General features: G+C 68.8%; 11 protein-coding genes. 6 read left to right on the top strand and 5 right to left on the bottom strand.

All coding sequences use genetic code 11. The features are described from left to right. Positions 1–344: 344 nt before the first annotated feature. The 4 genes from D7V93_RS24830 to D7V93_RS24845 all read left to right on the top strand — a co-directional run bounded on the left by D7V93_RS24830 (position 345) and on the right by D7V93_RS24845 (position 7,042). Positions 345–3,548, top strand: a complete 3,204-nt coding sequence (locus D7V93_RS24830) for a TonB-dependent receptor (RefSeq protein WP_120645763.1) — start codon at positions 345–347, stop codon at positions 3,546–3,548. A 30-nt stretch (positions 3,549–3,578) separates the two neighbouring features. Then, positions 3,579–4,346: a hypothetical protein gene (locus D7V93_RS24835; RefSeq protein WP_120645764.1), complete on the top strand. Its 768-nt coding sequence runs from the start codon at positions 3,579–3,581 to the stop codon at positions 4,344–4,346. A 116-nt stretch (positions 4,347–4,462) separates the two neighbouring features. Next, positions 4,463–6,004 (top strand): radical SAM protein, encoded by a 1,542-nt coding sequence (locus tag D7V93_RS24840; RefSeq protein ID WP_120645765.1) that lies wholly within the window; start codon positions 4,463–4,465, stop codon positions 6,002–6,004. 99 nt (positions 6,005–6,103) lie between these two features. Further along, complete coding sequence (locus D7V93_RS24845; RefSeq protein ID WP_120645766.1) at positions 6,104–7,042, top strand: hypothetical protein; 939 nt, start codon at positions 6,104–6,106, stop codon at positions 7,040–7,042. 16 nt (positions 7,043–7,058) lie between these two features. On the opposite strand, the gene D7V93_RS24850 is transcribed toward D7V93_RS24845, so the two are convergent. Both D7V93_RS24850 and D7V93_RS24855 read right to left on the bottom strand, forming a co-directional pair. Further along, complete coding sequence (locus tag D7V93_RS24850; RefSeq protein ID WP_244237490.1) at positions 7,059–7,688, bottom strand: hypothetical protein; 630 nt, start codon at positions 7,686–7,688, stop codon at positions 7,059–7,061. Between the two features lie 22 nt (positions 7,689–7,710). After that, on the bottom strand, positions 7,711–8,265 hold the full coding sequence (locus tag D7V93_RS24855) for a DUF4920 domain-containing protein (protein WP_208723141.1): 555 nt from the start codon (positions 8,263–8,265) through the stop codon (positions 7,711–7,713). Positions 8,266–8,354: 89 nt separating this feature from the next. On the opposite strand from D7V93_RS24855, the gene D7V93_RS24860 reads away from it, so the two are divergent. Both D7V93_RS24860 and plsY read left to right on the top strand, forming a co-directional pair. Next, complete coding sequence (locus D7V93_RS24860) at positions 8,355–8,786, top strand: DUF2752 domain-containing protein (RefSeq protein ID WP_120645769.1); 432 nt, start codon at positions 8,355–8,357, stop codon at positions 8,784–8,786. A gap of 20 nt (positions 8,787–8,806) precedes the next feature. Then, positions 8,807–9,385, top strand: coding sequence for a glycerol-3-phosphate 1-O-acyltransferase PlsY (plsY, locus tag D7V93_RS24865; RefSeq protein ID WP_120645770.1), 579 nt, complete (start codon positions 8,807–8,809; stop codon positions 9,383–9,385). On the opposite strand, the gene D7V93_RS24870 is transcribed toward plsY, so the two are convergent. The 3 genes from D7V93_RS24870 to D7V93_RS24880 form a co-directional block, all read right to left on the bottom strand. Beyond that, positions 9,311–10,540: a THUMP domain-containing class I SAM-dependent RNA methyltransferase gene (locus tag D7V93_RS24870; protein ID WP_120645771.1), complete on the bottom strand. Its 1,230-nt coding sequence runs from the start codon at positions 10,538–10,540 to the stop codon at positions 9,311–9,313. The genes plsY and D7V93_RS24870 overlap by 75 nt on opposite strands. A 33-nt stretch (positions 10,541–10,573) precedes the next feature. Then, positions 10,574–10,858 (bottom strand): antibiotic biosynthesis monooxygenase family protein, encoded by a 285-nt coding sequence (locus D7V93_RS24875; RefSeq protein WP_120645772.1) that lies wholly within the window; start codon positions 10,856–10,858, stop codon positions 10,574–10,576. 98 nt (positions 10,859–10,956) lie between these two features. After that, positions 10,957–12,746, bottom strand: a 1,790-nt coding sequence (locus D7V93_RS24880; protein ID WP_279636943.1) for a DNA translocase FtsK, incomplete at its 5' end; no start/stop codon positions are given.

Raw genomic sequence — 12,746 nt, forward strand, 5'->3', positions numbered from 1 at the left:
TGGAGAGATAGGCCACCAGACCCAGCAGGCCGACGTGGAGCACCGTGGAGATGCCCGCACCGACGCCGAAGCGCGACCTGGGTCCTTGCCCTCGGTCAAGGACTGAATCGAACATGCACGTAACTCCTCTTCACCAGTGGACTGCCCGTCCCGCCCTGCCCGGATTGAAGGGCGGCTACCATACAGAAAAGGGTTCCGGGTTCAAGCAACCGTGTCGGGCGCCGCCGACGTGATCGCGCAATGCCCCACTGGTTACCAAAAAGCAACGGTCTATTGACAACTGCTTGACCTCGGATATTTTCCCAAGTCATTTTCGGTTGCAGCCCACCTTGGAGGGGTCAGGTATGCAAGTGAAACAAGTACTTCGGGAAACCGGAGTCGTCCTTGCTGCAGGTCTGCTGTACGGATCCGCGGCTTTTGCGCAGTCCAGCGTCATCATCGGCACCGTCATCAACACGGAGGACAAGAAGCCGGCGGCCGACGTTGTTGTGACCGCTACCTCGCCCAACCTGCAGGGCGAGCAGACCGTGGTTACCGACGCACAGGGTAACTATCGTATTCCCCAGCTGCCACCCGGTACGTACACGCTGCGGTTCGAGAAGGAGACGTTCAAGCCTTACGCCCGCCCGGAAATCCAGCTGCTCCTCAACCGCACCATTCGCGTCAACGTGGAGCTGCTGCCTGACAGCTTCACGCAGACGGTCGAAGTCATCGGCAGCCCGCCGACGATCGACGTCGGTTCCACGAACACCGGCGTGAACGTGGATCAGGAGTTCATCAAGCGCATCGCGGTGGCCCGTCCGGTGGGCAAGGGTGGCGCGACGCGCTCCTTTGAGTCCCTGGCCGAGCTCGCCCCGGGCGCCCAGTCCGACCAGTACGGCGTGTCCATCAACGGCACGACCTCGCCCGAGAACGGCTACGTGGTGGACGGTCTGTCCACGAACGACCCGGCCTTCGGCGTGAACGCCAGCCCGCTGAGCATCGAGTTCGTGCAGGACGTGAACATCATCACCGGCGGTTACATGCCGGAGTTCGGTCGCTCCACGGGCGGTGTCATCAACGCGGTGACCCGGTCGGGTTCCAACGAGTTCCACGGCTCCGTGTTCGCGAACTGGACTCCCGGCGCCCTCGAGGGCAACCGGAAGCTGGTCATCGAGGACGGCACCACGGTCACCGGCCTGAACGCCCTGAGCAACCTGGGTGACTTCGGCGCGACCCTCGGTGGTCCCATCCTCAAGGACAAGCTCTGGTTCTTCGCCGGCTTCGCGCCGTCGTTCCAGCGCTACGAGCACACCCGCGCGCTCAACGCGTTCCAGCTCGAGAACCCGTACAACCCGGCGGGCCCGAACCCCGTCGCGACGGATGAGAACGGCTTCAGCGTCGTCGAGCAGATCCCCGGGTCCGAGCGGAAGTACTTCGCGGACTCGCGCACGATCCAGTTCATGGGCAAGCTGACGTACCTCATCAACCAGGACCACAACGTGTCGTTCGCCCTGAACGGCACCCCGACCGTGTCGGGTGGTCTGGGCAAGCTGCAGATCAACCCCCGTACGGGTGGTCTGCCGGCGGCGCAGAACACGCGTCCCGAGGACATCGGCCAGACCGAGAACCGCGCGAACTCCACGGGCCTCGCCCTGAAGTACGCCGGCGCCTTCCTGGAGAAGAAGGTCCTGGTCGACGCGAACCTCGGCTGGTTCCACCAGACCGCGTCCACGCCTCCGGCGGATGGTACCGGCATCGGCACGACGGACGGCCTGGCGGGCTACGGACTGGCGCAGTACACGCGTACGCGTGCGCTGACCACGTTCGAGAGCATCCCGGGCGCGGAGCAGTACTGCGGCACGACGACGGCCGAGCAGGCCCTGCGCTGCCCGATCACGAACTACTTCGTGGGCGGCCCCGGCTACCTGACCGAGGCGACGCTGGATCGCTACCAGATCAACGCGAAGGCCACGTACCTGCTCAACGCGCTCGGCACGCACGTCTTCAAGGCGGGCGTGGACACCGAGTTCCTGGCCTACGACCAGAAGAAGGCCTACTCCGGTAGCGTCTTCCTGCAGGAGGCCGGTGCCGGCAGCGACCAGGCGGGCGGCCGCCACATCTGGACGGACAACCGCCGCTACGGCTACCAGACGGCGCCGGACACGCCGGTGTTCGAGACGCTGCAGAAGTCCACGACGAACAGCACCACCATCGGTGGCTTCCTCCAGGACAGCTGGTCCATCGCCAACCGCGTCACCCTGAACCTGGGCGTGCGCTACGACGTGCAGTCGATGTACGGCGGTGACGGCAACCTGGCGCTGCAGCTCGGCAACCAGTGGTCGCCCCGTCTCGGCGCCGTGCTGGATCCGTTCGCCAACGGCCGTGCGAAGCTGTTCGTCAACTTCGCCCGGTACTACGAGCAGGTCCCGCTCAACATGATGGACCGCGCCTTCCCGGGCGAGCGTCGCTTCAGCGCGCGTCGCTTCCTGGCGGAGCCGGGGACGGCCAACGGTTGCGATCCGTCCACCCTCGACGGCCAGCGTGGCAACTGCGCGGACAAGCAGTTCATTGTCCCCCGCGCCGAATCCACGACGAACTCGAACCAGCTCTACAGCGGTGGTCTGGTGCAGAACGAGCCGGTCGATCCGGACATCTCGCCCCAGTCCTCCGACGAGTTCGTGGTTGGTGGTGAGTACGAGCTCATTGCCAACACCCGCCTCGGTGCCAGCTACACGCACCGCAGCATGGGCAAGGTCATCGAGGACATGAGCCGCGATGACGGCAACACGTACTTCCTCGGCAACCCCGGCAGCGGCTTCGCCAAGGAGTTCCCGACGCCGGTGCGTGACTACGACGCGGTGACCGCCTACCTGAACCGCACGTTCACGGACGGCTGGCTGGCGCAGGCGAGCTACACGTGGTCCCGCCTGTACGGCAACTACCCCGGTCTGTTCCGCCCGGAGAACAACCAGCTCGACCCGAACATCCTCGCGGACTTCGACCTGGTGGCCCTCCTGAACAACCGCAAGGGCCTGCTGCCCTTCGACCGTACGCACGCCATCAAGGTGTTCGGCGCCAAGGAGCTCAACTTCTCCAACGCGCTGTCTGCCAGCGTCGGTCTGTCGTACCGCGGTAACTCGGGTCAGCCGATCAACTACCTCGGCGCCTACCCGGGCTACGGCCAGGATGAGACGTTCGTCCTGCCGCGCGGCACCGGTGGTCGCACCCCGTGGATCAACAGCATCGACTCCAACGTGGGCGTCAACTACCGCGTGAGCAAGGACAGCGTCGTGTCCTTCACCCTGGACGTGTTCAACCTGTTCAACTTCCAGGGCGTGGACAGCGTGGACGAGTCCTACACGTTCTCGCAGGTCCTCCCGGTCTTCGACCCGAAGACCCAGACCAGTGGCACCGCGGCCGACCTCCCCACGGAGGACAGCCCCGGCAACGTCCCGCTCGCCGCGGGCGGCACGCTGGCCTACGAGGATGTGAACAAGAACTTCAAGAACCCCGATCGTTACCAGGCCCCGCGGCAGATCCGCTTCGGTGTCCGGTACACCTTCTAACCACCTGACCACGTGAGGAAGATCAGCAACATGCGCAAGAGCATTCTTTCAACGCTGGTTATTCTGGGGACCGCGGGCAGCCTGACCGCCTGCGACTTCGAGCAGCCGAACGCTGGCTGCATCGTCCAGGACGCGAGCTTCGCGACCTGGTGGGCGAAGTACGATGCGGTCGGGACTCCGACGGGTCCGGGCGGCGCTCCCTGCACGGACAAGCTCGAGTCGGGTGACAATCTGGGGGTCTGGAAGTTCGCGAACCCCGAGACTGGCACCGCCAACCTCGTCATCCGGCCGCAGGCCATTGCCCGTCTGGGCGCTGCGGACGCGAACAACGAGTTCGGCAGCCTCCAGGTCACGGGTGACCTGAGCACGACGACGGACGCGGATGACTTCTGCACGGCGCAGAACTTCAACATCGCGACGGTCAACCCGACGCAGGCCGGGGTGGTGAACAACCTGTCCTACACGGTGGCCAACGTGAAGGTGTACTCGTCGCCCAGCTCTCCGGGCACGCAGATGACGGGTGAGGTCACCTACACGCGCAACAACTGCACCTCGAAGTACGTGATGCGCGCGGTCTGGCCGGCGACGGTCTGCGATCCGGCCGTCGACCAGACGGATCCGGACCTCGGCTTCGCCAACTGCGGCGCGGGCTCGGGCATCAACCCGGACTTCGCCACGACCTGCGAGCTGGTCGAGGAGCGCTTCTGGACGGGCACCTTCGACCCCGATCCCGAGGATGACGTGGACTACCCGGAAGGCCGCTGCGTGCCGACCAAGGCCATCCCGTCGTTCAAGTAGTCGGTTCCAGCCGAACCTGAAGGCCACCGCGGCCCCGGCAGCTCCTCCCCCACGAGGGAGTAGCGGTCCGGGGCCGTTGTGTTTATGCAGCCTGGAGTACACCTGTCTGGAGGACCATGGAGGGCCGATACGAACTCATCGAGCACGTCTGCTCGCTGCTGGCGGACGAAGCGGGGACGCTCCGGAAGGAGGCGCCCTACCGGGTCGCGCTCTGCTACCCGAGCCCCTACCACGTGGGGATGAGCTCGCTGGGGTACCAGGCCATCTACCGGGAGGTGCATGAGCACGCCGGGGCGACCGCCGAGCGTGTCTTCCTTCCCGATGATGTCGAGACATACAAGAGAACACGGACGCCATTGTTTACCTGGGAATCCCAGGCACCGGTGTCTGGTTTTGCGATGTTGGCCTTTTCTGTGGCGTATGAGTTGGAGCTCACAGGATTGTTCACGATGTTGGAGTTGTCTGGTTTGCCGGTTCTTGCGGCGGAGCGGAATGCAAGGCATCCGTTGATCGTCGCGGGCGGTCCGCTGACGTTCTCCAACCCGGATCCGCTGGAGCCCTTCGTGGACGTGCTGGTCCAGGGGGAGGCGGAGGATCTGATCCACGTCCTGCTGGACGCGGCGGCCTCCATGGAGCGCGAGGCGCTGCTGGAGCACCTGTCGCGGATCCCCGGCTTCCGCGTGCCCGGGCGGGGCGGCGCGCGCTACCACGTCGCGAAGGCGACGGATGCCCGGCTGCCGGCCCGGACGCAGATCATCACGCCACACACGGAGCTGCGCTCGATGTTCCTCATCGAGCCGGAGCGGGGCTGTTCGCGCGGCTGCCACTACTGCGTCATGCGCCGCACGACGAATGGCGGCATGCGCACGGTGCCTCCGGAGCGCGTCCTGTCGCTCATCCCCGAGCACGCGCGGCGCGTGGGGCTCGTGGGGGCGGCGGTGACGGATCATCCCCGCATCGTCGAACTGCTGCGCACGCTCGTGGACTCCGGCCGCGAGGTGGGGGTGTCCTCGCTGCGTGCGGACCGGCTCACGCAGGAGCTGGTGGATCAGCTGCGGCGGGGCGGAGCGACGAACCTCACGGTGGCCGCGGACGGGGCCTCGCAGAAGATGCGGGACCTGGTGGACCGCAAGCACTCGGAGGAGCAGATCGTCCGCGCGGCGCGGTTCGCCCGCACGGCGGGCATGAAGCAGCTCAAGGTCTACAACGTGGTGGGCCTGCCGCACGAGGACGACGCGGACATCGACGAGCTCATCCGCTTCACCACGGAGCTGTCCCGCATCCTGCCCGTGGCGCTGGGGGTCGCTCCCTTCGTGGCCAAGCGCAACACGCCGCTGGATGGGGCGCCCTTCGCGGGCGTGCGAGAGGTGGAGAACAAGCTGGAGCGGCTGCGCAAGGGCCTGCGCGGGCGGGCGGAGGTCCGTCCCACGTCCGCGCGCTGGGCCTGGGTGGAGTACATGCTGGCCCAGTGCGGCCCGGAGGCGGGGCTCGCGGCGATGGACGCCTGGCGCGCTGGCGGCAGCTTCGCCGCGTGGAAGCGGGCCTTCCAGGAGCGCGACTGCGTCCCGTACCTCGCCCGCCGGGTGGAGGACGGGCGGCGCCAGCCCACGGTGTGGCCCATCGTGCCGGGGCAGCCCCCCCAGCCGTCCGCCGTCTGACGGGGCTCGCCAAGGCCGTACCCGTCAAGCCCTGCTTTCCGCTACAAGATGCCCAGCGGGGCCGATGGCCGGCACTCGCATGGCCTCGGAGCGCATCTGGTGAGCACGCAGCGCATTGACAAGTCATGGCAGCAGAAGGGCCTCAAGGACTACCCGACGGAGGCCCTGGTGGGCACGCTGGGGCACTACGGCATCCCCGTGAGCGAGGAGGACTACCGCAAGCTGGCGGAGACGACCTATCCGCTCGGCATCGCCCAGAAGTGGAAGGGGACGTGGAAGGGCACCGGCCCGTTCAAGGACTACGTCGTGGCCGCGGCCGTGGAGCTGTGGCGCCGGTGGATGGCGGACCGCGTGTCCCCCCAGGACTTCACCGAGGGGCTGGCGGCGCTGATGAACGCGCTCGTCCAGCGCTTGAACGGCGTGCAGGACGCCCCGGTGACGCCTGCCTTCGAGCGCGTGAAGTCCCTGCGCTCGCGCCTCACGCTGGATGACAAGGGCAACCTGCCCGCGCCGTTCCTCCAGGAGGCGCTGGCGCCCTTCTCCGAGAAGGACGCGGAGCTGTTCGACAGCCTGGCGGAGTCGCTGGCCGTCCAGAAGCACCTGGACGACGCGACGGCCTTCGCCGACATTGAGGAGTTCCTGCTGCCCGACCGGCGCGGCATCTCCCAGGCGGTGGTCCGCGCGGCCCGGGGCGAGCGCGAGCCCGCCATCCAGGACCTCAAGAACCTCATCCACGACGCGGCGCGCGCGCCCATCTCCCGCCTGCTGGCGGTGGACGGCCTCATCCACCTGCAGGCGTGGATCGACGCGGCCATCGAGGGCCGCACCCTGCTGGCGGAGGCGGAGAAGGCGAACGACATCCACCTGTCGCTCGACCTGGTGCCCCGCCTGGAGCACATCTTCAAGCAGCAGAACGACCGCGCGGCGCTCCTGGAGCTGATGGGCACGCAGGAGCGGCTGGAGGCCCAGCACGACAAGATGCACCCGGGCCACCGGCAGCACCGGCACCAGCACGCGCAGCCGCAGCGCCGGCGTTAGTCCGCCGGTCGGTCGCTCACCCCGTCCCCGTGCGCTTGGGGCTCCGTCGCCGCGGAGCCCCGACGTCGGCCGGTTCGGGGAGAGCGGCGGCCGCGCCCGAAGCCCCGAGGTCGGGCGTCGGTGCCTGGACACCCTGCGTGCCGGGCACTTCAACGGGCGCGCGCTTGAGCTTCACCGCGCTCACGCCGGGCACGCCCTCCGCCACGTCCCGCACGGGCACCACGGCGCCCACGGTGGTGTAGCGGATGGCGCCCGTCTGGGTGAAGGCGTGCTTGAGGGCGTATTCCTTCGCGCGGGGGAGGAACCACTCGCGCACGCGGGGCAGGGGCAGCACGTGCAGCTCGCCCTGCGTGAGGAACACGTACACCATCAGGTCCGCGCCGCTGTAGAGGAAGCAGCCCGGGGTGTCCTTCTCCAGGTTGGACACCAGCTCGAAGAAGTAGCGGCGGCGGGTGGCGTTGCGGTCGCCCTTCACCTCGATGCCGCGCACCTCTCCGGTGGGCAGCTCCCAGAGCAGGTCCACGCCCCGGTGCTGGAAGCGCGGATCCAGCTGCACGTCGTGCACGCGCGAGCCCGGCTCCGTCTCCAGGAGCCACGCGCGGGCGTGCTGCACGGCCCGGTCGGCCGCGCCCTGCACGCCGCGCATGCTGAAGCTGCGGCCTCCCATGCTACGGGCGGCGCAGTTCGACGCCGGAAGCCACGAGCTGGATTTCGCGCGGCTTGCCGTCGGTGCCGCGGGGGACGATGGCGCCCTCGGCCTCGTAGTGCTTCGCGTGGGCGTCGCTCAGCTCCGCGACCTTCACCACGCCCTCCACGCGCGCCTGGGAGCCCGCGGAGTCCAGCGGGACGAAGAAGCCGTAGTCCTTGAACGTCACGCGCACGCCCGGGCTCTTGGCGTCCTGGGCCAGCTCCATCCAGCAGCCCTTCTTCTCACAGGCCTTGCGCACCTGGCCCTCCACGCGGACGGACTTGCCGTCATGCGCCTGGGGCTTCGCGAGCAGCTCCGCGAGCTTCACGGACGGCGCGCCCTTGAGGGGCTCGCCCCGGGTGAGTGTCCAGCCGGTGTTCGCGTCCTTGGCGGCTTCGGGGGACTTGGCCTCGGCGGGGTGGTGGCAGTCGCTCGTCGCGGCGGCGGCCTTGGCGGGCGCGGGCGTCTTCTCCGCGGCGAGGGCCACGAGGGGAACGGCGACCAGCGTCAGGAGGGCGGTGCGGAGCATGTGCATGCCCGTTCGCTTAGCCCAGGTTTCCCGGCCCGGGCAAGGCGCCCCTTCCATCCTTCCGGCCAGTCCAGCACACTCGGCGCGAGGTGCGCATGAAGGTCACCATCCCCGCCCCCAACCGCCGGTTGGGTACATTCGAATGGCTCGGGCTCCTGGGACTCGGGGGGCTGCTCGTGGGGCGCTATGTCCCCGTGGCCCGCATCATCCCGTTCTGGGGCTGCGTGCTGCGCGAGCACACAGGCTGGCCCTGCCTGGGCTGTGGGCTCACCCGGGTGGCGGACCGCGTCGCGCACTTCAACATTCCAGGCGCCTGGGAGGCCAACCCGCTGGGCACCGTGTTCGCGCTGCTGTTCGCGGCGGCCGCGGTGGCGACGGTACTGCACTTCCTCTTCGCGATTCCGATTCCGGAGGCGGAGCTGGAGGAGCGCGAGTGGCGGTGGGTGCGCATCGCGTTCCCCCTGGTGTTGCTGGCCAATTACGCCTACGTCGTGGTGCAAACCCGCTTTCCGCACCTGCTGTCGTAGGGCCGCGCCCCGTCCTTTCCGTGCTCACCGCCTTCCTCCTGCTGGGCTATCTCTGTGGCTCCGTGCCCTTCGGCGTGCTGCTGACGCGGTGGCTGCGCGGCGTGGACGTGCGCGACAGCGGCAGCGGCAACATCGGCGCGACCAACGTCACGCGCGTCGCCGGCAAGAAGCTGGGCGCGGTGGTGCTGCTGCTGGATGCGCTCAAGGGGGCGCTGCCGGTGGGGCTCGCCCTGCACTGGATGCCCGGGGACGCGCGCTCGCACGCGCTGGTGGGACTGGCCGCGGTGCTGGGGCACGTGTACCCGGTGTGGCTGCGGCTCAAGGGCGGCAAGGGCGTGGCCACCGCGCTGGGCGTGCTGTGCGTGCTGGTGCCCACGGCGGCGCTCGCCGGGGCGGTCATCTACGGGCTGGTGGTGGCGAAGTGGCGCGTCAGCTCCGTGGGGTCGCTGTCCGCCGCGGTGGTCGCCATCGTCACCGCGTTCCTCACCGCGCGCTCCCGCGACTACGTGCTGCTCACCGCGGGCCTATTCGTCCTCATGCTCTGGACGCACCGGAGCAACCTCCAGCGAATCGCCCGGCGCACCGAGCACCGGCTGTGAGCCGCCGGGCGGGAACGGCGCGCGGTAGCCCAGCAGGGTGCAGGGGATGGGGCCATTCCACACGTCGCGCCTCGTCATGGGCCGCGAGTGGAAGGCGCTCTCGAAGGCGGGGTTGCCGGACAGCACCCACACGCGCCAGCCCGGCAGGGCGCGCAGCGAGTCGCCCAGCTTGAAGTAGAAGGTCTTCATGCCCTTCTGGCCGCCGGAGCCGAGCCGGTCGCCATAGGGCGGATTCGTGAGGATGAGCCCGCCGCCATCAGGGAGGGGGCCGAGCTTCGTCGCGTCGCCCACGGCGAGCTGGATCTCCTCGCCCAGCTTCGCCGCCTTCACGTTGCGGTCCGCGGCCTCCAGGGCCTCCTCGCTCTTGTCGAAGCCGAGGATGGGGACCTCCACCTTGCGCTCGTTGCGCCGCGCGTCCGCGCGCAGGTCCGCGAGCAGCTCGCGTGCCCGCGTACCCATGTGCGGCCAGCGCTCCACCGCGAAGCTCCGGCCGATGCCCGGGGCGCGCTTGCGCGCGATGAGGCCGCCCTCGATGACGATGGTGCCCGAGCCGCACATCGGATCCACCAGCGCCTCCTGCCCGGTGTAGCCCGCCGCGCGCAGCAGGGCCGCGGCCAGGTTCTCCTTCATGGGCGCGGGGGTGGGGCGCACGCGGTAGCCGCGCCGGTTCAGCGGGTCGCCCACCAGGTCCAGCGACAGGGACAGCTTCTCCTTCACCAGGTGCGCCACCACGGACACGTCCGGGTTGCGCGTGTCCACGTCCGGCCGCGAGCCCAGCTTGTCGCGCAGCCGGTCCACGATGGCGTCCTTCACCTTCAGCGCCACGAAGCCCGAGTGCGCGTGCTCGGTGTCCTTGAGGTTGGCGTCCACCGCGAACGTCACGTTCGTGGTGAGGTGCTCCTCCCACGGCACGCTGGCGACGGCGTCGTAGAGCCCCTGCGCGCCGGGGGCCGAGAACTCGCCCAGCGGGTAGAGCACGCGCATGGCGATGCGGGACCAGAGGCAGACATTGAGGGCCTCGTCGAGCGCGGCCATGAAGCGCACGCCGCCGCGGTCCTGGCGGATGCGCTTCGCGCCGAGCTCCTTCAGCTCCTCGGCCAGCAGGTCCTCGGTGCCACGCGCGGCGGTGGCGAATAGGGCAAGACGTTCAGCCATGGTGCACGCCCTTAGACGAGCCCGGGGCGATTGTCATGTGGCCACGACCTCGTAGAGCGCGAAGGTGGCGTCCTCCTGGGAGGCGCTGGCCCCCTTCGCCCGCTGGAAGTCCTCGGACTGGAAGTAGGCCTTCATGGCGTCGCGGTCCCTCCAGCGCGTCACCAGCAGGATTTCGGGCGAGCGCTCGAACGAGCGCAGCACCTCCAGGCCCAGGAAGCCTTTGTAGCCGTCCACGCGCCGGGAGCGTTCCTGGAGGCGGTGGACCCAGCCGTCGGCCTCTTCGGGGGAGGCTCGGAAGCGGGAGATGGCGACGATCATGCGCGAGCAGCTCCAGGAGAAGGACAACGGGGGCGCCCGGAGCAGGTCCGGAGCGCCCCCGTGGGGAAAACCGTTGGGGAACGGCGGGCCGTTCCCGGCTACATCGCCCCGGCGCCGGGCATGTCGCCCAGGCCGCGCAGCAGCACCTCGCGGGGCTTGGCGCCGTCCGCGGGGCCCACCACGCCGTCGCGCTCCATGCGCTCAATCATGCGCGCCGCGCGGTTGTAGCCGATGCGCATCTTGCGCTGGAGCATGGAGATGGAGACGGAGCGCATCTCGCTGACGGCCGCGAGCGCCTGGTCGTAGAGCTCGTCGGACAGCTCGTCCTCCTCGCCCCCGCTCTCCACGTCCTCGTCGCGCGGCTTGAGGATGGACTCGTCGAAGACGGGCTTGCCCTGAGCCTTGAGGTGGTCCACCGCCTTCTTGATCTCCTGCTCGGACACGTAGGCGCCGTGCACGCGCTGCAGGTGGGCGCTCGTGGGCGGCATGATGAGCATGTCGCCCATGCCCAGCAGGGCCTCCGCGCCCACCGTGCCCAGGATCGTCATCGAGTCCGGCTTCGAGCGCAGCATGAAGCTGATGCGCGTGGGGAAGTTGGCCTTGATGATGCCGGTGACGACGTCCGTGGACGGACGCTGCGTCGCGACCATCAGGTGGATGCCGGCCGCGCGCGCCATCTGCGCGAGGCGCGCCACGTACGTCTCCACCTCGCGGCTCGCCACCATCATCAGGTCCGCGAGCTCGTCGATGATGACGACGATGTAGGGCAGCTTCTTGAGCTCCTTCTTGTCCGCGGAGGCCTGCGCGGGCGCGGCCGCGTCGGAGTCCTCCTCGAACTCGGCGTCCACCTCGCCGTCGGCCTCCAGGTCAGGGGCGGGCTCGGAGACGATGGCTTCGCGCAGGTCGTCGCTGTCGTCCTCGCGCGGGGCGGCCACGCCCATGCCTTCGCTCGCGGAGGCGGCGGCGGGGGCTTCGCTGCCCTCCACGTCCACGACGAAGAGCTTCTTGGGCTTCGACTTCTTCTTCGCGGCGGGCGCGGCGGCGGGCTTCACCTCCGACGCGCTGGTCTCCACCATCTTGTTGTAGCCGGCGATGTTGCGCACGCCCGCCTCGGACAGGAGCTGGTAGCGGCGCTCCATCTCCTCCACCGCCCAGCGCAGCGCGAGCGCGGCCTTCTTGGGGTCGGTGACGACGGGGAGCAGCAGGTGCGGGATGCCCTCGTAGACGGAGAGCTCCAGCATCTTCGGGTCCACCATGATGAAGCGGACCTCCTCGGGCGTGGCCTTGAGGAGGATGCTCATGATCATGGAGTTCACCGCCACGGACTTGCCGGAGCCGGTGGTGCCGGCGATGAGCAGGTGGGGGGCCTTCACCAGGTCGAAGACGTACGGCATGCCTTCGATGTCCTTGCCCACGCACATGGTGAGCTTGCTGACGCTCTTCTGGAACGTGTCCTGTTCGGCGATCTCCTTGAGGAACACCGTCTCACGGTCGCGGTTGGGGACCTCGATGCCCACCACGCCCTTGCCGGGGATGGGGGCGACGATGCGCACGCGCATGGCCTCCATCGCCATGGCCAGGTCGTCCTGGAGCGCGGCGATCTTGCTGACCTTGATGCCGGGCCCGGGCAGGAACTCGTACATGGTGACGACGGGGCCGGGGCGGATCTCCACCACCTCGCCCACGATGCCGAAGTCCGCGAGCTTCGCACGCAGCTTCTCCGCCGTGACGAGGAACGCGTCCTTGTCCAGCGCCGAGCGCTCCTTCTTGTCCGCCTCCAGCACGTCCAGCGGCGGCAGCGAGAAGCTCTTGCGGTCGCCGACGAACTCGAACTCCTCATGGGACCGCTTCACCGCGGTGGGCTTGGGCGGGGCCTTGGGCTCCACGA

It is taken from the genome of Corallococcus llansteffanensis, from assembly GCF_003612055.1.
Taxonomy (GTDB): domain Bacteria; phylum Myxococcota; class Myxococcia; order Myxococcales; family Myxococcaceae; genus Corallococcus; species Corallococcus llansteffanensis.

Coding starts and splice junctions, on each gene's coding strand:
- D7V93_RS24830 (WP_120645763.1), top strand. CDS start 345: ATGCAAGTGAAACAAGTACTTCGGGAAACCGGAGTCGTCCTTGCTGCA.
- D7V93_RS24835 (WP_120645764.1), top strand. CDS start 3,579: ATGCGCAAGAGCATTCTTTCAACGCTGGTTATTCTGGGGACCGCGGGC.
- D7V93_RS24840 (WP_120645765.1), top strand. CDS start 4,463: ATGGAGGGCCGATACGAACTCATCGAGCACGTCTGCTCGCTGCTGGCG.
- D7V93_RS24850 (WP_244237490.1), bottom strand. CDS start 7,688: ATGCGCGGCGTGCAGGGCGCGGCCGACCGGGCCGTGCAGCACGCCCGC.
- D7V93_RS24855 (WP_208723141.1), bottom strand. CDS start 8,265: ATGCACATGCTCCGCACCGCCCTCCTGACGCTGGTCGCCGTTCCCCTC.
- D7V93_RS24860 (WP_120645769.1), top strand. CDS start 8,355: ATGAAGGTCACCATCCCCGCCCCCAACCGCCGGTTGGGTACATTCGAA.
- D7V93_RS24870 (WP_120645771.1), bottom strand. CDS start 10,540: ATGGCTGAACGTCTTGCCCTATTCGCCACCGCCGCGCGTGGCACCGAG.
- D7V93_RS24875 (WP_120645772.1), bottom strand. CDS start 10,858: ATGATCGTCGCCATCTCCCGCTTCCGAGCCTCCCCCGAAGAGGCCGAC.